General features: G+C 38.3%; 26 protein-coding genes. 7 read left to right on the top strand and 19 right to left on the bottom strand.

The window, feature by feature from the left end; all coding sequences use genetic code 11:
- Positions 1-419: 419 nt before the first annotated feature.
- Positions 420-1,205 carry an RsfA family transcriptional regulator gene (locus tag AC4GZ8_RS17045; RefSeq protein ID WP_491083094.1) on the top strand — a complete coding sequence of 262 codons (786 nt, stop codon included), beginning with the start codon at positions 420-422 and terminating at the stop codon, positions 1,203-1,205.
- 470 nt (positions 1,206-1,675) lie between these two features.
- Positions 1,676-2,494 carry an EcsC family protein gene (locus tag AC4GZ8_RS17040; protein ID WP_491083093.1) on the top strand — a complete coding sequence of 273 codons (819 nt, stop codon included), beginning with the start codon at positions 1,676-1,678 and terminating at the stop codon, positions 2,492-2,494.
- 8 nt (positions 2,495-2,502) lie between these two features.
- Here AC4GZ8_RS17040 and lipL read toward each other — a convergent pair whose 3' ends face one another.
- From lipL to pta, 3 genes are all read right to left on the bottom strand, one after another.
- A complete protein-coding gene (gene lipL, locus AC4GZ8_RS17035) occupies positions 2,503-3,354 on the bottom strand; it encodes an octanoyl-[GcvH]:protein N-octanoyltransferase (protein WP_491083092.1) in 852 nt (283 codons plus the stop codon).
- An 84-nt stretch (positions 3,355-3,438) separates the two neighbouring features.
- The gene (locus tag AC4GZ8_RS17030; RefSeq protein ID WP_491083211.1) at positions 3,439-4,848 is read right to left on the bottom strand and encodes an NAD-dependent succinate-semialdehyde dehydrogenase; all 1,410 of its coding nucleotides are present in this window, start codon (positions 4,846-4,848) and stop codon (positions 3,439-3,441) included.
- 422 nt (positions 4,849-5,270) lie between these two features.
- Positions 5,271-6,239, bottom strand: coding sequence for a phosphate acetyltransferase (gene pta, locus AC4GZ8_RS17025; protein ID WP_491083091.1), 969 nt, complete (start codon positions 6,237-6,239; stop codon positions 5,271-5,273).
- A 288-nt stretch (positions 6,240-6,527) separates the two neighbouring features.
- On the opposite strand from pta, the gene hemQ reads away from it, so the two are divergent.
- Positions 6,528-7,280: a hydrogen peroxide-dependent heme synthase gene (gene hemQ / locus AC4GZ8_RS17020; RefSeq protein WP_491083090.1), complete on the top strand. Its 753-nt coding sequence runs from the start codon at positions 6,528-6,530 to the stop codon at positions 7,278-7,280.
- A 35-nt stretch (positions 7,281-7,315) separates the two neighbouring features.
- Here hemQ and AC4GZ8_RS17015 read toward each other — a convergent pair whose 3' ends face one another.
- Positions 7,316-7,804, bottom strand: a complete 489-nt coding sequence (locus AC4GZ8_RS17015) for a GNAT family N-acetyltransferase (protein ID WP_491083089.1) — start codon at positions 7,802-7,804, stop codon at positions 7,316-7,318.
- 275 nt (positions 7,805-8,079) lie between these two features.
- On the opposite strand from AC4GZ8_RS17015, the gene gerQ reads away from it, so the two are divergent.
- On the top strand, positions 8,080-8,505 hold the full coding sequence (gerQ, locus tag AC4GZ8_RS17010; RefSeq protein ID WP_491083210.1) for a spore coat protein GerQ: 426 nt from the start codon (positions 8,080-8,082) through the stop codon (positions 8,503-8,505).
- Positions 8,506-8,651: 146 nt separating this feature from the next.
- Here the strand turns inward: gerQ and AC4GZ8_RS17005 are convergent, their stop codons facing one another.
- The 6 genes from AC4GZ8_RS17005 to AC4GZ8_RS16980 all read right to left on the bottom strand — a co-directional run bounded on the left by AC4GZ8_RS17005 (position 8,652) and on the right by AC4GZ8_RS16980 (position 11,533).
- Positions 8,652-9,023, bottom strand: a complete 372-nt coding sequence (locus tag AC4GZ8_RS17005) for a DUF423 domain-containing protein (protein WP_491083088.1) — start codon at positions 9,021-9,023, stop codon at positions 8,652-8,654.
- A gap of 112 nt (positions 9,024-9,135) precedes the next feature.
- On the bottom strand, positions 9,136-9,441 hold the full coding sequence (locus AC4GZ8_RS17000; RefSeq protein WP_491083087.1) for a hypothetical protein: 306 nt from the start codon (positions 9,439-9,441) through the stop codon (positions 9,136-9,138).
- 97 nt (positions 9,442-9,538) lie between these two features.
- Positions 9,539-9,838, bottom strand: coding sequence for a YwdI family protein (locus AC4GZ8_RS16995; RefSeq protein ID WP_491083086.1), 300 nt, complete (start codon positions 9,836-9,838; stop codon positions 9,539-9,541).
- 14 nt (positions 9,839-9,852) lie between these two features.
- Complete coding sequence (locus AC4GZ8_RS16990) at positions 9,853-10,032, bottom strand: uracil-DNA glycosylase (RefSeq protein ID WP_491083085.1); 180 nt, start codon at positions 10,030-10,032, stop codon at positions 9,853-9,855.
- A 3-nt stretch (positions 10,033-10,035) separates the two neighbouring features.
- Positions 10,036-10,716, bottom strand: a complete 681-nt coding sequence (locus tag AC4GZ8_RS16985; RefSeq protein WP_491083084.1) for a uracil-DNA glycosylase — start codon at positions 10,714-10,716, stop codon at positions 10,036-10,038.
- Positions 10,700-11,533 (bottom strand): glycosyltransferase family 2 protein, encoded by an 834-nt coding sequence (locus tag AC4GZ8_RS16980; RefSeq protein WP_491083083.1) that lies wholly within the window; start codon positions 11,531-11,533, stop codon positions 10,700-10,702. Before AC4GZ8_RS16980 ends, AC4GZ8_RS16985 begins: the two co-directional genes overlap by 17 nt.
- A gap of 376 nt (positions 11,534-11,909) precedes the next feature.
- Here AC4GZ8_RS16980 and AC4GZ8_RS16975 point away from each other — a divergent pair, with 376 nt between their 5' ends.
- On the top strand, positions 11,910-12,233 hold the full coding sequence (locus tag AC4GZ8_RS16975) for a YflT domain-containing protein (protein WP_491083082.1): 324 nt from the start codon (positions 11,910-11,912) through the stop codon (positions 12,231-12,233).
- Positions 12,234-12,403: 170 nt separating this feature from the next.
- Here AC4GZ8_RS16975 and galT read toward each other — a convergent pair whose 3' ends face one another.
- From galT to AC4GZ8_RS16960, 3 genes are all read right to left on the bottom strand, one after another.
- Positions 12,404-13,936: a UDP-glucose--hexose-1-phosphate uridylyltransferase gene (gene galT / locus AC4GZ8_RS16970; protein ID WP_491083081.1), complete on the bottom strand. Its 1,533-nt coding sequence runs from the start codon at positions 13,934-13,936 to the stop codon at positions 12,404-12,406.
- Between the two features lie 108 nt (positions 13,937-14,044).
- Positions 14,045-15,034, bottom strand: coding sequence for a UDP-glucose 4-epimerase GalE (galE, locus tag AC4GZ8_RS16965; RefSeq protein ID WP_491083080.1), 990 nt, complete (start codon positions 15,032-15,034; stop codon positions 14,045-14,047).
- A gap of 15 nt (positions 15,035-15,049) precedes the next feature.
- Positions 15,050-16,225 (bottom strand): galactokinase, encoded by a 1,176-nt coding sequence (locus AC4GZ8_RS16960; RefSeq protein WP_491083079.1) that lies wholly within the window; start codon positions 16,223-16,225, stop codon positions 15,050-15,052.
- 231 nt (positions 16,226-16,456) lie between these two features.
- On the opposite strand from AC4GZ8_RS16960, the gene AC4GZ8_RS16955 reads away from it, so the two are divergent.
- Complete coding sequence (locus AC4GZ8_RS16955; RefSeq protein ID WP_491083078.1) at positions 16,457-17,305, top strand: AraC family transcriptional regulator; 849 nt, start codon at positions 16,457-16,459, stop codon at positions 17,303-17,305.
- 214 nt (positions 17,306-17,519) lie between these two features.
- Here the strand turns inward: AC4GZ8_RS16955 and AC4GZ8_RS16950 are convergent, their stop codons facing one another.
- From AC4GZ8_RS16950 to AC4GZ8_RS16925, 6 genes are all read right to left on the bottom strand, one after another.
- Positions 17,520-17,777, bottom strand: a complete 258-nt coding sequence (locus tag AC4GZ8_RS16950) for a hypothetical protein (RefSeq protein WP_491083077.1) — start codon at positions 17,775-17,777, stop codon at positions 17,520-17,522.
- 72 nt (positions 17,778-17,849) lie between these two features.
- Entirely contained in the window at positions 17,850-18,761 is a 912-nt protein-coding gene (locus tag AC4GZ8_RS16945) for an NAD(P)/FAD-dependent oxidoreductase (RefSeq protein WP_491083076.1), read from the bottom strand.
- A 526-nt stretch (positions 18,762-19,287) separates the two neighbouring features.
- The gene (locus AC4GZ8_RS16940) at positions 19,288-20,193 is read right to left on the bottom strand and encodes an SDR family oxidoreductase (RefSeq protein ID WP_491083075.1); all 906 of its coding nucleotides are present in this window, start codon (positions 20,191-20,193) and stop codon (positions 19,288-19,290) included.
- A 90-nt stretch (positions 20,194-20,283) separates the two neighbouring features.
- Positions 20,284-21,582 carry a TolB family protein gene (locus tag AC4GZ8_RS16935; RefSeq protein WP_491083074.1) on the bottom strand — a complete coding sequence of 433 codons (1,299 nt, stop codon included), beginning with the start codon at positions 21,580-21,582 and terminating at the stop codon, positions 20,284-20,286.
- A gap of 142 nt (positions 21,583-21,724) precedes the next feature.
- Positions 21,725-22,474: an oxygen-insensitive NADPH nitroreductase gene (gene nfsA, locus AC4GZ8_RS16930; protein ID WP_491083073.1), complete on the bottom strand. Its 750-nt coding sequence runs from the start codon at positions 22,472-22,474 to the stop codon at positions 21,725-21,727.
- A gap of 104 nt (positions 22,475-22,578) precedes the next feature.
- The gene (locus tag AC4GZ8_RS16925; protein WP_491083072.1) at positions 22,579-23,787 is read right to left on the bottom strand and encodes an MFS transporter; all 1,209 of its coding nucleotides are present in this window, start codon (positions 23,785-23,787) and stop codon (positions 22,579-22,581) included.
- Between the two features lie 362 nt (positions 23,788-24,149).
- Here AC4GZ8_RS16925 and AC4GZ8_RS16920 point away from each other — a divergent pair, with 362 nt between their 5' ends.
- Complete coding sequence (locus AC4GZ8_RS16920) at positions 24,150-24,431, top strand: spore morphogenesis/germination protein YwcE (protein WP_491083071.1); 282 nt, start codon at positions 24,150-24,152, stop codon at positions 24,429-24,431.
- Position 24,432: the final 1 nt, after the last annotated feature.

Here is a 24,432-nt window from a genome sequence, read left to right as displayed (position 1 = left end):
TGATCTGAAGTTTGATAGGCGCTGGCAGTCTAAATGCGCGACGTCAATCTCCACGGCTGCACTTGCACATCCTGTGCTTCGGAGATGTCGTGCGCTTATCTAAAGTTCAAGCATTTTAATAGTTCTATACTTACAAAATACTACCGTTTTTTCACTAAAAGGTATTTTACCGCTATTCTTCCCTCTATGCAAGTAACGGTATACAAAGGACAAAAATTTTTCACTTCCTTCAAAGGGTTGATTTACCATATCTCATTTATCCTGGAAGTTTCACTTTATCGGTAGATTTTAAGTATTTTCCCATCTTTTTAGAAAAAATCTACTATCCTCTTAAGAAACTTGTATAAAACATGCTCAATTTGTCCATGCTTAGTAACAGTTAAGTGTAAATAATCTATTTATATAGGGAGTTGGAAAAAATGAAACAAAGACAAGACGCATGGTCTGAAGAGAATGATTTATTACTAGCTGAAACCGTTTTACGTCATGTAAGAGAAGGCAGTACTCAATTAAATGCTTTTGAAGAAGTAGGAGATAAGTTGAATCGCACATCTGCTGCTTGCGGCTTCCGCTGGAATGCAGTTGTTCGACATGATTATGAAAAAGCCCTGCAGCTTGCAAAAAAACAACGCAAACAAAGAATGAGAGCTTTAGGCAAAGGTCAGCCTGTAAAGAAACAGCTTCTTTATACACCTGAAACACCTTCCATTGATATTGAGGATTTTGATGCCCATGAGGAACAAACGATGTTGTCAGCTTTAGAGAATCATATGGCAGAAGTCATGCCAGCTGATGAAGATGTAAAAACACCATTCAGCAAGCAAGCTGCGACTACACCAGTTGCCCAGCCAAAAGAAAATCAACAAACAATACAATCAACAAGTATGAATAACAAGCTAACAATGGATCACGTTATTGCATTCTTGCAGTCTTATAAAACAAATAATCTACAAACTGAAGCATTACTTAGTGAAAACAAACGATTGAAAAAAGAAAACCAAGACCTTTCTGCTCAAAATGAAGAACTTAAGAAAAAGGTTGAAAAACTAGAACAAGATACCGTAACGGTTCAAGAAGACTATGAAACATTAATGAAAATCATGAACCGAGCTCGAAAGCTCGTGTTATTTGATGAAGAAGATCGCACAGCACCAACAACATTTAAAATGGACCGCAATGGAAACTTAGAAAAAATGGCAGAATAATAACTAGAAGGTGTGCCTAATCATGGTACACCTTTTCATTTTTTTGAAACTATTAAGCAATATCCCACGTATAAGATATATCGTAATATTTTTAGGCTTGTTTTTAAATGATGTCTTGAGAAGATAACTGTTTTGGTTGATTGGAGCGGAAGTTGCGAGACTCCTGTTTAGAAATGCGGAAGCGCCTTGGTCAGCCCCGACAAGCAAAAGACGCTCTTGAATAGAAGGCGTCATTTGTCTTCAATTCAAGAGTGGCTTATGACCTCGAGGGGCTAGGCGCTGCAGCAAGACACGGGAGCAGCGGGACAGGTGAGATCCCGGATCCCGCAGGCGTTGACGCCGAGGAAGCTCACCTCCCGCCCCACGGAAAGCGAGCATCCTGTAGCGGAAATCAACCATCATCTACACTTTTTGCAAGGCAACAAAGGTTTACGAAAACACCAATTTCAAACAAAAAGGTTGGTTTGCTCATGGAAAACAAAGACTGGCTATTAGCCGAACTAAAAACAATTGAAAAATGGGAACAAGATCAAAAGGGAATATGGTTTTGGGAGCGAATTGGACGACTCCCATTTAAACTATTAGATAAAATCACACCAGCATTTATTCAAAAGAAGATCGGGATCCTTTTAGATGAGCTTGGGCAATTTGTCCAGACGGGTGGTCAATATTTAACACAAGAAAAATTGGTTTTAAAAAGGCTCCAAAAACAATCAAATCAACATCAATTGACACTAGAAGATATACCTAACCTGCCTCTCTCTGCAATGGACGAGGTAAGCAAGAATTTAAAAGCAAATCGAGGGAATCTAGCAACTATCCAAGGTGCGACGACAGGTGTTGGCGGTGTATTCACTCTTGCCATTGATATACCTGTCTTATTAGGCCTTTCTCTCAAAACTTTGCAAGAAATCGCCATTACATATGGATATGATCCAAAAGATCGGGAGGAACGCATTTTCATTGTAAAGTGTTTACAGTTTTCTTCAGCAGATATTGTCGGAAAACAGGCGATCTTAAATGAGTTATCTGCATTTTATAAAAGGCAGGAAATAACGAATAACGAAATGATTTCACAGCTACAAGGATGGCGTGAGGTTGTGTATACGTACCGTGATCAATTTGGGTGGAAAAAGCTTCTGCAAATGGTTCCGATTGCAGGAATTTTATTTGGGGCTATCACAAATCGCTCGATGATCAATGATTTGTCAGAAGTCGGTATTATGTTATACCGAAAAAGAAGAATTCTGGAAAAACTTACCCAAACAGAAAAGGAGTTAACCGAGTAATCAACAGGCTAGCTCCTTTTTGAAAATACTTTTTCATTTCGGTCATGCATTCTTTCCATATTTTTCTGAAATAACAGTTGTTCTTCAACGGTTAATGAGGAAGGAATTAGTTCTTGACTATGCTCTTTTAATGTCACAAGCAGTTGATATAAAAGCTTTTCAACTGTAAGGTCAACACCAAGCAAGTCACTCAGAGATGACATCGTCTCAGGCTTGATTGTTGGAAAGACAAATTTCGTTTGTTCCTTTTTAAGTGAAATCTCGTAAAATTGGCGAATAAGATCTGCCCGCTTTTCTCCGCTACCTGTTACACAAAGATAGATTTGAACAGCGACTCCACCACGAAGTCTCCGTTGTGAGATTCCAGCAAACTTCTTTCCATTTATACTTAAATCATAACTGCCTGGGCAGTATGAGCCGACGATTTCTCTCGCTTCTATATTTGCTCCATAATCTTTTAGCATATGCTTGATTAAATCCAGCATCGCATCGTAACCACGGTCTATATCAATTCCCTTTTCAGACTCCGGAAAAATGAGTGAAATGTTTAGTACATCCTTATCTAACACAACCGCTAGCCCGCCGGAATTTCGAACGATAACTTGATAGCCCTGATCGTTAAGAAACTGAACACCATCCTCTAAGAATGGTAGTTTTGTATCCTGTATACCTAAGACTATTGTTTGATGGTGGACCCAAGTTCGAGCCGTTGCAGGTGATTCATTTTTCCCTACACTAGCACATAGAGTATCATCTATAGCAAAGGAATGCTTAGCGTCAAACTGCGGCCCTAGGCTTGATTGATCCATCATTCTCCATTTTGGTTGGTTGATTAATGAGGATGGCTGTAATAGGTTCATACTGTATACTCCCTTAACTTTTACTATCCTCAATTATATCACTTTCAGCCTTATTAGGCACAAAACCTATCAAATAGGAACCTCTTAAAGTCCCAAAGAAATATATTTGACTTCCAGATACTCCTCAATCCCATAATGACCGCCCTCACGCCCCAGTCCACTTTGTTTAAAACCGCCGAATGGTGCCTGAGCAACAGAAGGTAACCCATCATTTAACCCAACAATTCCATATTCCAGGTCCTCTACTACCCGAATACCTTTGGAAATATTTTGCGTAAATACATATGCAGCTAAGCCATATGGAGATTGATTTGCTCGTCTAACCGCTTCATCAATCGTATCAAATGTCGTTACAGGTGCAACAGGGCCAAACGTTTCCTCTGTCATACAAAGCATTTCATCACTAGCCTGACCAACAATAACAGGTGTCATAAAGTAGCCCTTCTCACGATGAAAGGATTGTCCAAGTGATAAGATTTCACCACCCTTATTTGTTGCATCCTCTAAATGACTTTTCACTTTATTTAGTGCGTCTCTATCAATTAATGGACCAATCGTCGTTTGTTCATGGAAGCCATCGCCAACGTAAAGCTTTTGAAAAGCATCCTTTAGCTTACTCATGAAAGGCTCATAAATCGATTGCTGGACATATACTCTGTTCGTACAAACACATGTCTGACCAGCGTTTCGGAATTTGGAACTAATAACCCCTTCAACAGCCTGATCTAGATCAGCATCCTCTAGTACAATAAGTGGAGCATGACCTCCTAGCTCTAAGGAAATCTTTTTAACGGTGTCTGCAGCCCCTCTCATTAATAGCTTCCCAACTTCTGTTGAGCCTGTAAATGAGATTTTGCGTACACGATCATCCTTTAACCAGACCTCCCCAATTTCCTGTGCATCACCGATCACTAAATTAAGCACCCCCTTTGGAATGCCTGCTTCATGTGCTAGTTCTATCAGTCTAATCGCAGTTAATGGAGTTTGTTCAGCCGGTTTTATGACAGCTGTACAGCCAGCTGCTAATGCAGGCGCTACCTTTCGTGTGATCATCGCAGCAGGGAAATTCCATGGAGTAATAGCCGCCATAACGCCCACCGGCTGCTTTCTCACAAATAATCTTTTATTTGGGTGTGAACTCGGTATGGTTTCACCGTATACACGCTTTCCTTCTTCTGCATACCATTCAATAAAACTATTAGCATATTGAACTTCCCCGATTGCTTCCTTCAAAGGCTTACCTTGTTCCTTTGTCATGATTCTTGCAATTTCCTCTTTATGCTCATCAATTAATTGGTACCATTTTTTGAGATAGCCAGCCCGCTCACCAGCCACAAGCTTTGACCAGCTTGAAAAAGCTTCAAATGCGGCTTCAACTGCCATTTCCGCTTCTTGCTTTCCGCCATAGGCACTCTTTGCGATAACCTCATTTGTCGCTGGGTTTTCCACATCAATTGTGGTTTCTGTTTGATGCCATTTACCGTTAATGTACATTGGTTTGATTTCCATGTTTTCACCTCATATCTTTGTATATAACTCTTGTATACTACTATTCGCTATATTGTATGAACCTTCCTCTTTAGTTTATTTGATTACCTCATAAACTTGACAGACAAATCCTTTTTGTCAATGAAAAAAGGGTTGTGTAATAGGTGCTTGAGAATGGTTGATTTGAGCTCCAGGATGCTCGCTTTCCGTGGGGCGGGCGGTGAGCTTCCTCGGCGCACAGCGCCTGTGGGATCTCACCTGTCCCGCTACTCCCACAGGAGTCTCGCACCTTCCGCTCAAATCAACCGAAATAATTTTTGTACAAAGGATTTATTTAAATCAACAACCTCTTAGAAAAAAGCCTTTTTAAAAGTACCTCATAAAAAAAGAACTGACACAAAGCCAGTTCCCTTTCTACTATTATGAAATTAAGCTTGTGCAGCTGTAATCAAAGCTAATTTATAAACATCCTCTGCATTACATCCGCGGGATAGATCATTTACTGGTTTGTTTAGTCCTTGCAGGATTGGTCCTACTGCTTCAAAATTACCTAGGCGTTGAGCAATTTTATAGCCGATGTTTCCAGCTTCAAGGCTTGGGAAAACAAATACGTTCGCATCACCTTTAATAACTGAGTCTGGAGCTTTTTTCTCTGCTACAGATGGTACGAAGGCAGCGTCAAATTGGAATTCACCGTCTAGAACAACGCTTGAGTCAAGTTCTTTCGCAATTTCAACTGCGTTTGCTACTTTTTCTGTTTCAGGAGATTTTGCAGAGCCCTTTGTTGAGAAGCTTAGCATTGCAACACGCGGGTCAATGTCAAACATGCGAGCTGTTTGAGCACTTGCAATGGCAATTTCCGCTAGATCCTGGCTATCTGGAGCAATGTTGATCGCACAGTCAGCGAATACATACTTCTCATCGCCGCGAACCATGATGAATACACCTGAAGTCTTTTTAATGCCTTCTTTTGTTTTAATAATTTGAAGGGCCGGACGAACTGTATCAGCTGTTGAATGTGCTGCACCACTTACAAGCCCATGAGCTTTTCCAAGGTGAACAAGCATTGTTCCAAAGTAGTTTTCGTCTAATAAAATTTTTCGTGCATCCTCTTCTGTTGCTTTTCCTTTTCGTCTTTCAACAAAAGCAGCAACTAACTCGTCCATTTCTGGATAGTTTTGCGGATCGTAAATTTCGACACCGTCTAATGTTAAGTTTAGTTCTGTTGCCTTGTTCGTAATTTCTTGCTGATTACCAACTAAGATCGGTTGCAGGATACCTTCGCCTGATAAACGGTTTACAGCCGTTAAAATACGTTCATCTAATCCTTCAGGAAAGACGATTTTAATTTGTTGACCGCTCACTTTTTCCTTTAATGTTGCAAATAAATCTGACACAAAAAAACCTCCTTGATTATGTAAAAAAAATACTACCCTATCTAGGATACTCCACTTATTTCTGTTTTCAAACTGTTCTGTTACGCTATAACGCTTACATCCCTATTTTCTTTAATTTCAAAAAAATCAAACTCAATTCACTAGGATTTTAAGATGCTTTTTAAGTTTCTCACAGATCCATTCTTTTTACTCACTATGAAGTTCAAGTTTTATTCACAAGGTTCATGGGCAAACTATGATATAGTAAAAGTGTGTACATAACGATTAACATTTTAGGAGTGAATATATATGAGTGAAGCAGCACAAACATTAGATGGCTGGTATTGTCTGCATGATTTCCGTTCTATCGACTGGTCTTCTTGGAAGCTCTTATCAAATGATGAAAGACAAGCAGCCATAAATGAATTTTTAGGCCTACTTGAGAAGTGGAATGTGACTGAGAATGCTGAAGAAGGTAGTCATGCCATCTATTCAATTGTTGGTCAAAAAGCAGATTTTATGATGATGATCTTGCGTCCAACAATGGAAGAGCTTAATGAAATTGAGCTAGAGTTTAACAAAACAAAGCTAGCGGAATTTACAATCCCAGCGTATTCTTATGTTTCAGTTGTTGAGCTAAGCAACTACCTAGCTGGTGAAAGCAATGAAGATCCTTATCAAAACCCACATGTTCGCGCTAGACTTTATCCAAAACTTCCTCAGTCAAAATATGCTTGCTTCTATCCAATGGATAAAAGACGTCAAGGCAATGATAACTGGTACATGCTTTCAATGGAAGAACGCCGCGATATGATGAGAAGTCATGGTCTGATCGGTCGTTCGTATGCAGGAAAAGTAAAACAAATCATTACAGGTTCTGTTGGATTTGACGATTATGAGTGGGGAGTGACTCTTTTCTCTGATGATGTCCTTCAATTTAAGAAGCTGGTTTATGAAATGAGATTTGATGAAGTTAGTGCAAGATATGGGGAGTTCGGTTCTTTCTTTGTAGGAAATCTTTTAGATTCTTCAAAACTTGATAACTTCTTTCATGTAAACTAAAGATCAGGAATGAAAAACAGACTCATGTATGCACGTCATATTGAAGTCTGTTTTTCTTTTATCACCTTTTCATAACAGTCTATTTTTTTCCCCTCTTTATAAGGCTTTGTTTCATACCGTTTATACCCCAGTGACTCCCAAAAAGCTTTTGCAGGTTTATTTTCGGTTAATACACCTAAACGTACGATCTGCATCCCGGCTATTTTTGCTTCTTTTTCAAAAAGAGAGTAGGCAGCCCTTCCGTATCCCTTTCCATGGTATGCCTGATGAATCATGAGTAATCCCAGCCATGGATAATGATCTTTCGGATTTTCAGCTAAATAATCTAAAACACCGACATACTCATTCTTAGCTTGCACCAAAAAGCTTTCCGTCATAGGATTTAAAAATTCTTCTTCTATCTCTTTCAAGGTGCGAATTTCTCTTCCATTTTCAAGCCAATTATATATTTTATTTGAATTCACAATATCTAATGCGATGTGAAGTGTTTCTTTCGAGATTTTTTCTAAGGAAACGTGAGGCATGATTTTTTCCCCCTGCGTTTATTTTTTATGGATAAGTCATAAGTTGTTTTTCTTTTACATACCTATGAATGAGCAAAGATTGAATTATGAAATGTCATCATCTTGCTTCTGTTTCCAGCAATGGTTCAAGCAATGGGCGCAAGAAGATATAAGGCACATTGTTTTTATCTCCTGATTTAATCCAACTGTCTTAATGTTTATGAAATTTTTAAGGAGGGGTCATTTTGGCATCGAACAAAACCCAACAGCAACCTTATGGATACCCAACACCAGGTGTGCAAGGCATACAACAAGGAGCAGGCTTTCAACAACCTTATCCTACATATGCCTATCCTGGTCAATACGGTCAACCAGGCGTTCAAGGTGTTCAAGCACCTCAATTTCCTCAACAGCAGCAACAAGGAGTAGCACAAAACATTCCAGGAATGCTGCCATTAGAACAGTCTTATGTTGAAAATATTTTACGGTTAAATCGAGGTAAAGTTGCAACAGTTTATATGACTTTTGAAAACAATCGTGAGTGGAATGCCAAAATTTTTAAGGGTGTAATTGAAGCAGCAGGAAGAGATCATCTCATCTTAAGCGATCCACAAACAGGCATGCGGTACTTATTATTAATGGTTTACTTGGATTATGTAACATTTGATGAAGAGCTCAACTATGATCCACAATTTGCACTTGCTACCTATCAGCCAAGATAATAAGTTAACTAAGAAAAGAATAAGGCAAGTAGGAGTAGACCCTAGGGCCGATTTCTCCTAGAGCGACTAATCCAAGATTTTATCTTTTTTACCTTTTCCAAAAGCCGATCCTACAGGATCGGCTTTTGGACATTATGTATATCTTTTTATAAATAACGAATTGCCGCATATCCTACCAATAGCCATCCGCCTAAAAAAGCTAAGCCGCCTAGTGGAGTAATAGCTCCTAAAACACTAATTTGTGTCACACTAAGCACATATAAGCTTCCAGAGAACAAGATGATACCAACTAGAAAAAACCAACCAGCTGTTGTGAACACTCCAATATTTGTAAACTTATCCACTAAAAAGGCAACAACAAACAAACCCCCAGCATGAAACATTTGATACGTCACACCTGTTTGCCATGTTTTTAAGTATTTCTCAGGAATTTTCCCTTCTAATCCATGAGCACCAAAGGCTCCTAATGCCACTGCTAAAAAACCATTAATTGCACCTAAAATAAGAAAAAGTTTCATCAAAATACACCTCCTCTCTCATCTTACCTTACTATTACTTAATTTCAACTTTAAATTCTTGACTAAATAATGGAGTTTTCGTATCTATTAAAAAAAGAGCCGGGTAAGGCTCTTATCGGTTTTGCAAATACACCTTAAGGATATCTGCAACTTTATGTTCATTTTCTAACGCTCTTATATGATAATGATCTCCATCTGCTACCGATTGAAATTTCGTAATTCCTTCATTTTTCAAGAAATCATCAATATCATGAACAGACTCCTGTGCTGATAATAAGTACTTCTGACCAACATAATCCTGATTTACATATACATCATACCGATCATGCGACAGCTTTGTTGAGGAAAAATCATCATAAGCCCCCATCGTGAATCTCCCAATTCCTATTCCACCATTTAAAAATTCATCATATACCATTTCTCTAACCTCCACTCAAATAATTTACTTATCATTGTGTCCCGATTAGGTTAGATTATGATGGATTTCTTTGGAGAGTTTTAATGGTTAATGGGAATTAAAAATCAAATAATGAGTCACCGTTTGCATCATCTTCTTTTAAAGAGGGAGAATTTGATGGATTTTTAACAACCGTTGACATATTCCCCATCATTTTTTGAAGCTCAGCAGGATTGATTGAGCTTGGAGAAGGAGATGTTATAGGTTGTACCTGTGATGATTTTTCGTCTAAGATCAATTCACATAAAGATTGAATCACAACAATTCGTTCTCTTCTTTCTTTGTCTGTTTGACTGTTTTTCGCTTTTGTTAATTCCGCTTCCATTTTATTAAGAAGCTTTGATATTGGTATATCCATGCTTATTCCTCCACCTATGCCTTTAAAGACTTTTGTTCATATTTTAAGCAGGCCATTCCCGATGATTTCTTTACCATCATTGCCGGCCTACTAGCAGATTTAAATCCGTAAGCCCTGCATCCATTTGGAAACCTCGTATCCCATGTAACATAAAAATGCTTGCACTTTACGCAATTTATTGGCGTTTCTTTCATCATTTATACTCCCTCATTTAAGGTCCAGTCAATTTCACCTAAGCCTTGTTGCTTCAAAAACTCATTTGTTTTAGAAAAAGGCCTGCTTCCAAAAAATCCCTTTCTCGCTGAAAATGGACTTGGATGGGCCGACTCAATGATCAGATGCCTTGACGAGGTAATCAATTGTTTTTTTTGCCCGGCGTGCTTCCCCCATAATATAAATACAATCGGCTTTTCACGGTTATTTAGCACTTGGATGATTTCATCCGTTAAGATTTCCCACCCTTTTCCTTTATGGGAATTAGGCTGACCTTTCCTTACTGTTAATACCGTGTTTAACAACAAAACCCCTTGCTTTGACCATTTTAGTAAAGAGCCATTTTCTGGTTTGTCACATTTCATATCATCACAAAGCTCTGTAAAGATATTTCGTAAAGAAGGAGGAAGCTTTTCCTTTGGTTGAACAGAAAAGCTTAAACCTTGTGCTTGGCCTTCTCCATGATAGGGGTCTTGCCCAATGATGACAGCCTTCACATGATCATAGGATGTTTCATTTAAAGCACGAAAAATATCGTCACGCTTAGGAAAAATGGTTTGGTGTTTATATTCCTCATCCAAGAAGTCTGTAAGTTTTATAAAATATTCCTTTTGGAATTCGCCATTTAACAATTCTTTCCATGACTGTTCAATCTTTATATTCATTTGATGTCACCTCCCGTTTACTGTAACGGGTATGAAGTGGTTGTCCATCCCATACAATCGTTGTTTCAGCCTCTCGTTCTTTCATCTCCGGCTCTTCTAACAAAACGAAAAAGTTCTTCTGTGGTAATGAACCTAAATGATGTTTTTCACATAACCTGTCTAAAAATTGCTTTCGCTTTTCATTTAAGCTTGCAGATTGGTTGCTCCCGCTCTCTGCAAAAGCATAAATCACACTAGCAACTGGCACTCTTTTCACCTGACAAACCTTGGTTGCTCGTAAAATAAAATCCCAATCCCAATAGTTATGCACCTCTGGATCAAACATTCCGATTTTATCATGTAATTCCTTATTATACACACTGCCTGATGGAACATAGGTTGAAAACTTTCTCATCCCTTGTTCGTCATAATGATAGGCAAATGTTCGTCTTTTCACAGGGATACGAGTTTTCTCCACTTTATCAAATGTCACGATCTCCGCGTCAAAATAAACAAAGTCTGCATCACATAACGCTTCTTTTGCATATTCTATATGTTTTATGGAAATGAGATCATCATCATCACAAAGCATAATATAATCCCCTGTTACATGACTAACCCCAATATTTCTCGCCTGAACATGCTTCACATTCTCCTGTAACTCAATCAATTTAATTGGTAGCTCCTTATAAAGGTTGACGACTGGCTCAACACTCACTCCCCCATCATTCACAATAATGATTTCATAGGGTGCCTCTGTTTGAAGAGAAATGGATTCAAGAAGCTCTGCTAATTCATCTAATCTGTTATATGTAACAATCACAATGGATATTTTCATCTTGATCACCTTTTGTTTTGGCTCTTTTTAAAAAGACTGTTGTTCTTTAAGCAAAAACTAATTAGGTTGATTGGAGCGGAAGGTGCGAGACTCCTGTGGGAGCAGCGGGACAGGTGAGACCCCACAGGCGTTTACGCCGAGGAGGCTCACCGCCCGCCCCACGGAAAGCGAGCATCCTGGAGCGCAAATCAACCATCACAATACATGTTACATAGCAACAAGATTTAAGAAAACAGCCTTTATTTTATATTCTTTTATTTTAACAAAGACCTTACTGCCTTTTATAGTTAAAACGACTTTCTACAAACAACTTATTTTCCTAAAATGTTTTATTTCCAATGAGAGGGGGTACAAGTTTATTAATCTTGCAAAGGAGATGATCAACTTGAAAACTTATGTCGTAGAAAATGGTGTACAAGCTACTCAAATCATCCAGGAGCTTGAAGGACAAGGGTATAGTAAAGATCAGATCTATTTATTTGCACATGATTCTTCCCGCTCTAAGCATTTAACCGATCAAACGGACACTCGTCATATTGGCCTAAAAGAAGAAGGAATGATTGATAAAATAGCAAACCTGTTTCAATCGCGAGGAGAAAACCTTAGAACAAGAATGACCTCACTAGGATTGTCACAAAACAAAGCATCGGAATTAGAAGAAGAGCTAGATGAAGGCAAAGTCGTCATTGTTGCTCAATAAATTATTAAAAGGGACAGTCTGCCATAACTGTCCCTTTCAATTCAAGATTACCGATAGTACAAAAAAATACCTCCTTACAAGTAAGGAGGCAACATACATATATAAAAATTAGGGGGGGATTACTAGCATCATTGACACAATTGCGTCATCTTATACTAGAAAATTGATATTTATTTTAAAGAAACTTGTAATTGTTGAACAAAACGTTGAAATGCTTGTTGTCCAGCTTCATCCTGCTTGAATACTCCAGCATGCTCTAAAATCGTTGCAAAAACATGTCCTACTTCTTGCAATAGAACGGAGTAGACATTATCTGCTTTTAAATCAGAGTACTTGTTCCTTAGTTGTTTTGCCCATTCAAAATGCTTGTTTAATTCCTCATCATTTTCAATCTTGGTTAATCCATCAGCTTCAACAAGGAATGAGGCTAGTTTTTTCAGCTCATCTAGCAATCTTCCCGGCAATACGGCCAATCCCATAACCTCGATTAAGCCGATATTTTCTTTTTTAATATGATGAACTTCTTGATGAGGGTGGAAAATACCAAAAGGATGCTCTTCACTTGTTCGGTTATTTCTTAATACCAAATCAAGCTCAAAAAGGTCTCCCCTTCTTCTTGCAATCGGTGTGATCGTATTATGTGGTGTTTCACCGGAAAACGCATGTATATCTACAGTTTCATCGCTATAGTTCTTCCATTCCTGTAAAATATCAGCTGCTGCTTCCATTAGGCCTGTTTGATCAGGTCCTTGAAGACGCAGCACAGACATTGGCCATTTCACAATCGCAAAATCAATCGAAGAATATTTATTTACAGAAAATGAATACATCTTTTCTGCTACTTCCATCGGGAAGGTATGGTGTCCGCCTTGGAAATGGTCATGACTTAAAATGGAACCGCCAACGATCGGTAAATCTGCATTTGATCCAAGGAAATAGTGCGGATACTGCTCAACAAAATGCAACAGCTTTTTGAATGTTTCCCTAGAGATTTTCATCGGCTTATGTTCACCCGCAAAGACAATCGCATGCTCATTGTAATACACATATGGTGAGAACTGCAGGAACCACTGCTCTTCATCCAGTGTAACGGGAATGATACGGTGATTTTGTCTTGCCGGATGATCTAAACGACCTGCATACCCCACATTTTCCTTACATAGTAAGCAAGAAGGATATTCACTTTTTTGCATATTTTTTGCTGCTGCAATCGCAACCGGATCCTTTTCAGGCTTTGATAAATTGATTGTCATTTGCAAATCGCCGTATTCAGTCTCGACAAGCCACTTTTCATTTTTAGCAATCCGGTCTGTACGAATATAATGAACATCTTGTGAGAATTGATAAAACCACTCTGTTGCTTGTTTTGGGCTTTGACTGAAGACAAGCTCATCAAACCGGCGAATAATCTCACCTTGTGATGGAACAAGACACCCCATTATTTTTGTATCAAATAAATCGCGGTAGGTAACGGTGTTTTCTTTGATAAGTTGTTGTTCAACAGCCCAATCCAACATATTTTCTAAAATGGACACCGGAGAATCTAACGTTTCATCTTCCACCGCGACAGCCTTCACATCTGAAAGCTGTAACACCTCAAGGATCCTATTACGAGCTAAATCTACGTCCCATATTGTGATAATTTCTTTTTTCAAAGCAAATTGAAGCAATCTTTCTATTTCTATAACAATATGAATAGACATGGTATACACCCTCCGTCTTTTTTAGAAAAACTTGGCTTGTCGCCAAGCCTTAGTTTTTCTTATACTATCATCCATAAATTTTTTATACTTTCTGATAGTACAAGAAATTTATTTTTGATAGCCTTTCGGGTGCTTTTGGAACCAGTTCCAAGCACTTTCAATCATTGTGTGAAGATCAGCATATTTTGGCTTCCATCCAAGCTCATTGATCGCTTTTTCTGAGGAAGCAATTAATACAGCTGGATCTCCGGCACGACGAGGTGCAACCTCTGCAGGAATTGGATGGCCTGTCACTTTCCGTGCTGTTTCAATTACTTCTTTCACAGAAAAGCCGTTTCCATTTCCAAGATTATACGTAGCACTCGTATTTTCTCTGCGCAGCTTTTCGATCGCTAAAATATGGGCGTCCGCTAAATCTGTTACATGAATATAATCTCTAATACATGTTCCATCTTCTGTTTGATAGTCATCACCAAAGATCATAATTTTCTCACGATCACCTAAAGCGACTTGTAAAATGATTGGAATTAAGTGTGTTTCAGGATCATGGTCTTCTCCAAGCTTTCCTTCCATATGAGCACCTGCAACGTTAAAGTAACGAAGAACAACATATTTTAATCCGTATGCTTGTTCACTCCACTTGAGCATTTTTTCAACTGCCAGCTTTGTTTCCCCATAAGGATTTGTTGGAACAGTAGGATCTGTTTCAACGATTGGAATATTTTCTGCTTCCCCGTAGGTTGCAGCTGTTGATGAAAAGACAATTTTCTTTACATCAAATTCTGTCATGACCTTTAAAAGGCACATTGTTCCGTACACATTGTTTTCATAGTATTGCAGCGGCTTTTCAACACTCTCGCCAACCAGTGAATCAGCAGCAAAGTGGATGACTGCTTCAATTTCATTCTCTTGAAATACACTCTTTAAGAAAGCTTCATCACGTAAGTCACCGTTATAAAATTTTGCTCCTTCTAAAACAGCCGGAAGATGCCCTTTTTGAAGATTATCAACCACCACTACCTCTTCATTTCGATCAAGTAACTCTGAAACTGCGTGACTACCAATATATCCTGCTCCACCGCACACTAATACTGCCATCTTTTCATCCTCCAATTAGTTCATGTTAATTTCTTTTGCTCCATCACCAACATTGGCTACATAAAAATCAGCTGTTAACCCTGTTTTTTCGTTATAGAGCCTGCCTACTTCTTCAATAAATTCATCGATTTTATCATTTTCCACAATTGATACCGTACAGCCTCCAAAGCCTGCACCTGTCATTCTTGAACCAATCACACCATCCTGGCTAAGAGCCGCTTCAACTAAAGTATCAAGCTCAAATCCGGTAACCTCATAATCATCTCTTAAAGATGTATGGGAATCACACATTAACTGACCAAAGCTTTTAATATCACCTTGTTGCAGCTTTTCAACTGCTAAAAGTGTTCTAGCATTTTCATAAACGGCGTGCTTTGCACGTTTTTGATCAATTTCATTTCCAATCAAATGACGGTGGTTCTCAAATTGTTCTGGTGTTAGATCCCCAAGAGATTGAATCGATAATTCCCTTTGTAATTGTAATAGAGCACGTTCACATTCAGAGCGTCTTTCATTGTATTTCGAGTCTGCAAGTGTTCTGCGTTTATTTGTATTGGCAATGACAAGTGACGCATTCTCAAGGACAATTGGGCTGTATTGATAATCCAGTGTTTGACAATTTAACAAAATAGCATGGTCTTCTTTTCCCATCCCAATCGCAAATTGGTCCATAATGCCGCAGCTTACCCCAATAAATTCGTTTTCTGCATGCTGACTCATCTTAACAAGATCTACACGACTGAACGGTGTTTCCAACATTGATTGTAAAGCAACTGCTGTGACAAGTTCAATAGATGCTGAAGAGGATAACCCTGCACCATTTGGAATATTACCGTAGAATAGTACATCAAATCCTGTTTCCAGCTGAACTCCTCGATCAATGAATTCTTTTATTACACCTTTAGGGTAGTTCGCCCAGTCATGTTCCTTTTGAAGCTCCAGCTGATCCTTAACGGATAATTCAATAACTCCTACATCTGGAAAGTTCATTGAATACATACGAATCGTCTGATCATTTCTTGGTCCCACTAATGCGTAAGTTCCAAATGTCAACGCACATGGAAACACATGTCCTCCATTATAATCAGTATGTTCTCCTATTAAATTAACTCGGCCTGGAGCAAAAAAAGCGCGCACAGACTGATCTGTCTTAAATATTTGCTTAAACTGTTCTAGTAATTTTTCTGTCATGGAAATCACCCTTCATATCGCTTTTTAGTTTGTGATAGCGTTATCTTTATTGTAAGTTCCATTTTTTCAGCGAACAATGGTAAAATTAATTTATTAATTAGCACTAATTTGCTTAGATTCATCTTTTAAATACAATGAATATAACCATAATTAATACTATTTGTGATAGTTACTTAAGTCTTTTTTTGCTCATCTCAATTAAAAAGGGTAAGAAAGGGGGATTTTTTTGCTATGGAGAAGAAAAAAGGAGCGATCGTGTTCCGGTTTAATGAGCCTCATGTAAACCAAGTAGCTCAAGTTTGGTCTGTTGGTTGGGATGAACAGGATTCTTCTATTTATTCCTGGAGTGGAACAGAAAGAAAGGATCAAGATAAATATATCTTTCAATATACCTTATCAGGACATGGCGAGATCAATATTGATGGAAAGGTTCATCAATTAAAGGCAGGCCACGCTTTTATCGTCAGCAGCCCTAGCAATTATCAATATTATTTACCTGATTACTCAACAAAATGGGAATTTCTCTATTTAACCCTGTACGGCAACGAGGCAAAGCGTTGCTGGGAGCAGGTAAAAAAATCAGACAATCAGGTTGTCCGATTTCATCCGGAATCAGATCTTATAAAGCTTCTTAAGCAAATTTATGATGATTCAATCGAGAAAAAAATAACAAATGCCTATCATGGCTCAAGCATTGCCTATCAATTTCTAATGGAATTGTCTTTATCCTTAGCAAACATTGATCAATTCATGGAGGATTGGTCAGAAGGAATCATTAGCGCTGTCTTGTTCGCCAAAAACTATTATCAGGATGATATTGGAGCAGAAGAAATGGCTGAGGCTTCAAAATTATCAAAGTATCATTTTACAAGATTATTTAAACAAGAAACTGGAACAACCCCTATTCAATATTTAACAAATATCCGCTTGCAAAAAGCAATCGAGCTTTTGCAGCATACGAAATATACGGTTGATGAAATCGCTCAACTAGTAGGTTATAAAAATGCGAACTACTTAAACAAAATTACACGCAAGCTTACTGGGAAGTCCCCTGGTCAAATTAGGCAAGAAAGAACATAGTAACCAGGTGAGCGAGGCGGAAATTGTTGTTTGCAAAAATTATTGAGTAATTTGCAAACATAAATGATATTTTGCAAAAAAAAAATTGAAAGCTTGCAAAAAAACGTCCAAACTTGCAAAAATCAGTTCTGTCAGCTTTGACAGCTAGCATCTGATTACAGCCATTCGGTCTTCAAACATGTGAAAAGAGACGAGTGCCCCCCGTCTCTTTCCTTTATTTTTGATCCAGATCTATTTGAATAGTCCCTTTTTGATGCATGATGGTCATCTTTGTTCCGGGTGTCATGATATTTTCTAAAATATCTTTAGCGGCTTGTAAGGCAAATTCGATTCTTTCTAGCTTCTCTGTCACTTCTTCACGTTGGGTGATTGGGTACTCTGAAAGCTTTTGTGTATAGTCAAAAGACTTTTGATGATACTCAGCCAGTTTTTCATACACTTCATCGTACAATTCTTCAATTTCTTTTTTCAAATCCAGCCTCTCCCTTATTGATTCCTACTCTTTCTATGATACAAAACATCATAAGGAAGGAAAACACAGATTTTACTGTTTATTTTTCAGCAGCCGCTTATGGATCCATATTGCCGCCTGGCATCCGTCTGCCATTGCGATGGTGACTTGCTCAGAGTGGGCGATAAGATCACCTGCTGCCCACACATTTGTAATATTTGTTTCCTTTGTTCTTGGATCAACAAGGACATGCTTATTTTCAAGTCTCTCAACACCTAATTGCTTTGCCAGCTCTGAATGAACGGCATTTCCGCCAAACCCAATAAATCCTTTATCTCCTTGAACAGTTTGACCATTTTTTAATCTTACCCCTTTAAAATCTGATTCATTTTCAGTAACAATCGCTTCAATTTCTTCATTAATAACAGCTATGTTCTTTTGCTTTAGCTTATCTAACATTGACTGCTCAACTTCTCCATCATGATTAATAAACGTTATTTTATCTGTCCAATAAGTTAAGGTTAACGCCAAATTGGCACCTGTTTTTCCAGAGCCTAAAAGAAGGACATGCTGATCTTTGACTTCATAGCCATCACAATCTGGACATACATAAATAGAGACTCCTAAACATGGAGTAATATTTTTAATTGAAGGAATTCGATCTTTAATTCCTGTGGATAACAAGAGGGTAGTTGATTCATATGTCCTACCTGCTTTTGTTTTCACTGATATTCGACCATCGGTTTTCATAGCATCTATAACAAAATCGTTTGTAAATTCAATTCCATATTTTGATGCTTGCTTCCTGCCCAGACTCCTTAGGGTTTCACCACTTACACCTTCAGGCCAACCTAGAATATTATGGTAGCCTCTGCATAGGTTTGACCTTCCATCCTCATTATCAATGACTAATACCTTATGCATATATCTGCCTAACTGAATGGCTGCCTGCAAACCAGCTATGCCTGCTCCAACTATCATGCATTCATATGTATGTTCTGACATTATGACACGTCCTTTTTAGTAGGTACTACTTATGGTTTGTCAAAAGGACACCGTTCATACAAGTTAAGTGAAACTTCCACCAATGGGGGTTTGCTTCGTCCCCCACTGATGGTTAGTTGAACCAATCGGACCTATACGGGCAGTTATCTCCCACCTACCCTCTTAGTAAACTCGGGAAGCTTGAGGTGGGGGTCTTACTGCCCATTAAGAGTAGGATAAAAATGATAAGACCTTCTCTTAGATTTAATCCCATCATTATTTCAAATTTTATTTTTCAATTGTGGATAACTCCGCTTTCATTTTAAGAATGTTGATATAACTGCTTTTATATCATAAAAATTTAGATATTAACAGCTTATTCCCCAGTTAAGAACAATTTATCCACAAAAGTTATCAACATATCCACAATTACTATCCACATTTTGTGTGGGTACATGCGTTCGCCACAATATATATAGGACTTATACCCACTATACACAGGTTATTCACAGGCACTTTTTATCGTTCTAAAGTTGTATTTCCTCTATCACGATGTTCGGAACTGTCCGCCATTTACATGAAGGACCTGTCCTGTTACATATCGTGAATCATCTGATGCCAGATATACATATGCAGGCGCCAATTCAAAAGGTTGGCCAGGTCTTTTCATTTCAGTGTCAGCACCAAATGTTGAAACATTTTCTGCTGAAAAGCTTGATGGTATAAGCGGTGTCCAAATCGGTCCAGGAGCCACACCATTTACTCTTATTCCTTTATCCACAAGAGACAAAGCTAATGATCTTGTAAACGTTGTGATTGCTCCTTTTGTTGCTGAATAATCAATTAACGTTTTGTTTCCTTCATATGAAGTAATAGATGTTGTATTGATAATTGAACTTCCTTTTTCTAAATAAGGCAAGCCTGCTTTGACCATATAAAAAAAGGCAAAAATATTCGTTTTAAACGTTCTTTCTAGCTGCTGAGCCGAGATATCCAAAATACTTTTTTGCACAAATTGAACTGCATGATTATTAACAATGATGTCCAATCGGCCGAATGCTTGAATCGCTAAACTTACAACCTCATAAGACGTTTTCTCTTGGGCAAGATCTCCGGAGAATAATAAGCATTTTCCACTCAGCTCTTCAATTCTGCGCTTTGTTGTCTGGGCATCCTGATGCTCATTATAGTAAGGAATGACAACTGCCCCTCCCTCTTTTGCAAAAGCATAGGCAACTGCTCTTCCAATCCCGCTATCTCCACCGGTTATAATGGCTACTTTATTTTTTAACTTTCCACTTCCTCTATAGCCCTCCCACTCAGATATTGGAGGAGGATTCATTTCATATTCAAAACCAGGATGGCGATTTTGATGCTGGGGCGGAAATACAATTGGCTGGACCTTTGTCTTTTGCTTTTTCCCATAATACGGGTAAACAGGATATGGATACATGTATGGCCCTCCCTGCCTTGGATAAACACTTCACTTAAACCTATTCATAAACAGCTTGTAGAAATAACAAAAGATCCTAAAGAAATTACTCTAGGACCTTCTACTAAACCTTTGTAAGATAAACGAAAGCAAAACGAGGAACAAGGAACAAATAAACATCGTAATCGCCACCATCGCTAACCAAATGCCGTACCAAGGATTTGTTAAAGCTCCAATGACAAAGCTGCCAACAAAAAAGAGAATCGACAGCCCAAGACTAACAAATGAAGGCAAATAAACCTTTCCAGATTTTCGCTGGGCAATCAAAATCAATCCAACAAAAAAGAGAACATAGTAAACAGCGATTGCCTTTTCACTTAACAGAAACTCAATTGTTACTGGGATAAAATTATTTTCACTTGATGCAGGAAGGTCAAGCTCTACCGTCTCAGGCTCATCATCACCCGAAAGTGAAACGGTCATCAATTGGTTTTGTTCCGGTACTTCGGGCCAGTTTTGGTACTGAAGAAAGGCAATTTTATCTGTTTTATGGAAAAAGACTGGTGATTGTACATGTGTGTGAAGATCTGTTAATTGATCTGTTTTTGTATTTTCTATATTTTTCACATATAACTCATATGTAAATAAACTGCTATTCTTTGATTCTTCAGACACTGCTGTATAAGCTACTAATGTTCCATCCTCAGATAGCACAGAAGAATACATCTCCTCATTTGCTTGTACAACTGGTGTCTCCGTCTTCTCCGCTAGGGAAAAAGCAACAGGCTGTTCTTTACGATCAAATAAACTATAGTACAATATTTCTCCATCAGCCGAGATGGAAAGATCATTCATCGAAAAATGATCCTTATCCGTAAGTTGAACAACTTGGCCACTCTGACGATCTACCTGAAAAAGGTCATAGGCTTCTCTTGTTTCACCCTCTGCCTTCCCTACCTCAGATGCCAGCATAGCGATAAAGTAAATGGTCTCATTGTCAGGTTCAAAAACGGCATCTATCACATGAAGACCCTCTGTTTTCAGCTGCTTTGCCTCACTCCCATCATGATTCATGACTGAAATTGTTTGAATTCCGTGATCATCTTCAGTTAAAAATAGCAGCTGTTTTCCATCAGGTGAAAAATTTGGTGAATGGGATCTCCCCTCTGTCATTTCGCTAATTCTATTAACTTCAGATCCATCCAAATTTGCTATATAAATGGCTTCTCGGCCGTCTAAAAAATAAGAAAAAGCAACACTCGAATCATCTGGAGCTACATCAATATTTTGTCCTAACCCTGTATAATAACGATATGGATCTCTCTCATAAAAAGTTTGAAAAGTAATTGAACCTATTAATAAAAGCAGACTTATGATCGTAAAGGATATGACAACACGCTGTTTCTCCAACCTTTATCAGCTCCTTTCTGTTCTATCCTATGCAACAAAACGATCACACTATTACTAGCTCATTATACTATATTTGGAAATTACAGGACTCATTGAATAAGAAAAAGCCAGATGCAAAAAAGCATCTGACCATTTCTATTGTCTATCTCTTATTAAAACCTTTTTTCTCTACAAACTCTTTCATATACATTCTTGTTGGTCTTGATAATAAGCCGGCCATTTGACCTGTCCATGTATCTTTTCTTTGGCCATTTGTTCGCTGTTCATAGTAGCTGGAAATTTGTTGATCATATTCTTTTAGCTGGGCTAAATATTTCGTTTGATCACCTTGATACTCGTCTTCATGATAAATATGTTCAAACGGCAGCCTTTGCTTTTGATCCGGATGCTGTGCCGGATATCCTATAGCCACACCGAAAAGAGGAAGAACATGTGATGGAGTTTTCAATAGGCTGGACACTTCAGGTAATTGGTTCCTTAATCCTCCAATATACACCGCACCAAGCCCCATTGATTCAGCTGCAAGCACAGCGTTTTGTGCAGCAAGTGCTGCATCAATGACAGCAACCATAAACTTTTCCGTACTCTCAAGGATTTCACTAGCATCCTGGTTATATTGATCAGCGATTAACTCGTGACGATGAAGGTCCGCACAAAATACAAAGAAATGCCCGTTTTCTGCAACATAATTTTGCCCTCCAGCCAGCTCTGCTAATTTCAGCTTTTTCTCCTTATCCTTTACACCAATGATTGAATAAGCCTGAATAAAGCTGGAAGTAGAAGCTGCCTGGGCACTTTGAACAATTACCTTAATTTGTTCATCTGATAATGCTTTATCTTCAAATTTACGAATGGAACGATGATTTAAGATTGTTTTAATTACATCATTCAAACTAGTCGCCTCCTTTTTCTATTATTAAAAAGGATAACTCTTTTTCCCAATTACCACATACTCATCTGCTCGGGATAGTTTATCCCACTGTTGGAAGTTTCACCTTACACTAATTCTTTCTGCTTTGTTTCCTCACCAAGAAGCAGCACAGCTAACGCTCCAACAATAATCGAAATCGCAAAAATAAGGAATATTGTATTAATGGAATATTCAGCGGCAACTAAATAGCCGACAACTAACGGTCCTAGGATACCGCCGACTCTTCCAAATGATGCAGCTAGTCCTGCTCCTGTACCGCGCACCTCTGTTGGATAATGCTCTGGTGTGTAGGCATAAAGCGCCCCCCATGCCCCAAGGTTAAAGAATGATAAAAAGATACCTGATGTTAGTAAAAGCGGGAGAGTATCAGCATTTCCGAAGAAATATGCGCTAAGGGCTGTCCCAATTAAAAATGTAATTAAAACAAATTTTCGCCCAGCACGTTCGATTAAATAGGCAGCAGCAAAATATCCAGGCAATTGAGCAATCGTCATAATAAGTACATATTGAAAACTCTTAATTAAACTAAATCCCTTTATCACCATTACACTTGGAAGCCATAGGAACATTCCATAATAGGAAAACACTACACAAAACCATAGAATCCAAAGCATTGTTGTTTGCTTCACATACGGCTTTGCCCACACCTTTGCAATCTTTGTGAACGAGGATTCCTTTTGCTTCGTCACACCAACCGCTTGAAATCTTGGAGAGTCTGGGAGTTTCATTCTTAAATACAATGCATAAAATGCTGGTAAAGCACTTAGTAAAAGCGCAGCCTGCCAACCATATGACGGGATAACAAAATAAGATATAAGTGCTGCGATAAGCCAGCCACCAGCCCAAAAGCTTTCTAATAGCACAACAACCTTCCCTCGTTCATTGGCAGGAACACTTTCAGACACTAAAGTAGAAGCAACCGGAAGCTCTCCTCCTAAGCCAGCACCAATAAAAAACCTTAAAATCAGAAATAACGCATAGGATGTGACAAAAGCAGAAAGTCCACTTCCTACCGAGAAGAGTAATAGGGTAATAATAAATACTTGCTTTCGGCCAACCTTGTCAGCCATCAAGCCAAACACTAACGCACCTACTGCCATTCCAATTGAATTCACACTACCAATCCATCCCATTTGAGAGGAAGTTAAATTCCAATCTTTTTGCAAAGCAGCAATGATAAATGAAAGAATCCCAACATCCATGGCATCAAACATCCATCCTAACCCTGCAATACTTAGAAGCTTTCGTCTTGAAATGTCTTGAGTTGAGTTCATGTAAACCACCTTTCTTTTAAGCTCTGTTCCAAAGCGCACTTCATGTTTGGTCTATCCCGTAAAGGGAAACGTGTAAGTGCATGCTATGTAAAAGATCACGACATAATTTTTAGAAAAATCCAGAATTCCCCTAAAGAATTTAGCATATACTATTTTACTCTCCAACTTCACTTATACTCTAAACAAATTCTTGTCGTCAATTCTTATTGCTTAACATGCCAAATTCTTTTTCACTCCATGCACTTTTCTCTTTATTTCTAAGTTGCAAGTATGTTATAGTAATTGTAACAAAACTTTCACAAAAATTTATCTTTTTAGACACAGATTTGTAAGCGATATCAATGGTAAAGGAGCGTATCGATATGGATGTATTTTTCGCTTATTTATTAATAGGAACCGCAACACCATTATTTTTATGGAAAGAAAATAAAAAGCTAGCCATTCTTCAAATACCACTTATTATCTTGATGTGGACAACATTAATTCTCTATATGTATTCTGACTTTGGAGCAGGTCACCTTGTATTTGGAGCAATGTTCATCTTTAACATCGGTGCAGCTCACTTAACTGTTCTTTATGTCCTTTGGAAATCTGAATTACCGGAATTTTTACAAAGCAGATCAGATGAGAACTATTCACATTAAT

The sequence above is a fragment of the Metabacillus sp. RB-C-LZQ-3-1 genome, from assembly GCF_058315175.1.
This window is presented reverse-complemented; position numbering and strand designations above follow the sequence as displayed.

Coding starts and splice junctions, on each gene's coding strand:
- AC4GZ8_RS16940 (WP_491083075.1), bottom strand. CDS start 20,193: ATGTATCCATATCCTGTTTACCCGTATTATGGGAAAAAGCAAAAGACA.
- AC4GZ8_RS17045 (WP_491083094.1), top strand. CDS start 420: ATGAAACAAAGACAAGACGCATGGTCTGAAGAGAATGATTTATTACTA.
- AC4GZ8_RS16955 (WP_491083078.1), top strand. CDS start 16,457: ATGGAGAAGAAAAAAGGAGCGATCGTGTTCCGGTTTAATGAGCCTCAT.
- AC4GZ8_RS16960 (WP_491083079.1), bottom strand. CDS start 16,225: ATGACAGAAAAATTACTAGAACAGTTTAAGCAAATATTTAAGACAGAT.
- AC4GZ8_RS16980 (WP_491083083.1), bottom strand. CDS start 11,533: ATGAAAATATCCATTGTGATTGTTACATATAACAGATTAGATGAATTA.
- AC4GZ8_RS17015 (WP_491083089.1), bottom strand. CDS start 7,804: ATGCCTCACGTTTCCTTAGAAAAAATCTCGAAAGAAACACTTCACATC.
- AC4GZ8_RS16990 (WP_491083085.1), bottom strand. CDS start 10,032: ATGAAAGAAACGCCAATAAATTGCGTAAAGTGCAAGCATTTTTATGTT.
- galE (WP_491083080.1), bottom strand. CDS start 15,034: ATGGCAGTATTAGTGTGCGGTGGAGCAGGATATATTGGTAGTCACGCA.
- lipL (WP_491083092.1), bottom strand. CDS start 3,354: ATGAACCTATTACAGCCATCCTCATTAATCAACCAACCAAAATGGAGA.
- AC4GZ8_RS17005 (WP_491083088.1), bottom strand. CDS start 9,023: ATGAAACTTTTTCTTATTTTAGGTGCAATTAATGGTTTTTTAGCAGTG.
- AC4GZ8_RS16975 (WP_491083082.1), top strand. CDS start 11,910: ATGATCAACTTGAAAACTTATGTCGTAGAAAATGGTGTACAAGCTACT.
- AC4GZ8_RS17040 (WP_491083093.1), top strand. CDS start 1,676: ATGGAAAACAAAGACTGGCTATTAGCCGAACTAAAAACAATTGAAAAA.
- AC4GZ8_RS16995 (WP_491083086.1), bottom strand. CDS start 9,838: ATGGATATACCAATATCAAAGCTTCTTAATAAAATGGAAGCGGAATTA.
- AC4GZ8_RS16985 (WP_491083084.1), bottom strand. CDS start 10,716: ATGAATATAAAGATTGAACAGTCATGGAAAGAATTGTTAAATGGCGAA.
- AC4GZ8_RS17030 (WP_491083211.1), bottom strand. CDS start 4,848: ATGTACATTAACGGTAAATGGCATCAAACAGAAACCACAATTGATGTG.
- AC4GZ8_RS16920 (WP_491083071.1), top strand. CDS start 24,150: ATGGATGTATTTTTCGCTTATTTATTAATAGGAACCGCAACACCATTA.
- AC4GZ8_RS16925 (WP_491083072.1), bottom strand. CDS start 23,787: ATGAACTCAACTCAAGACATTTCAAGACGAAAGCTTCTAAGTATTGCA.
- AC4GZ8_RS17000 (WP_491083087.1), bottom strand. CDS start 9,441: ATGGTATATGATGAATTTTTAAATGGTGGAATAGGAATTGGGAGATTC.
- AC4GZ8_RS16945 (WP_491083076.1), bottom strand. CDS start 18,761: ATGTCAGAACATACATATGAATGCATGATAGTTGGAGCAGGCATAGCT.
- galT (WP_491083081.1), bottom strand. CDS start 13,936: ATGTCTATTCATATTGTTATAGAAATAGAAAGATTGCTTCAATTTGCT.
- hemQ (WP_491083090.1), top strand. CDS start 6,528: ATGAGTGAAGCAGCACAAACATTAGATGGCTGGTATTGTCTGCATGAT.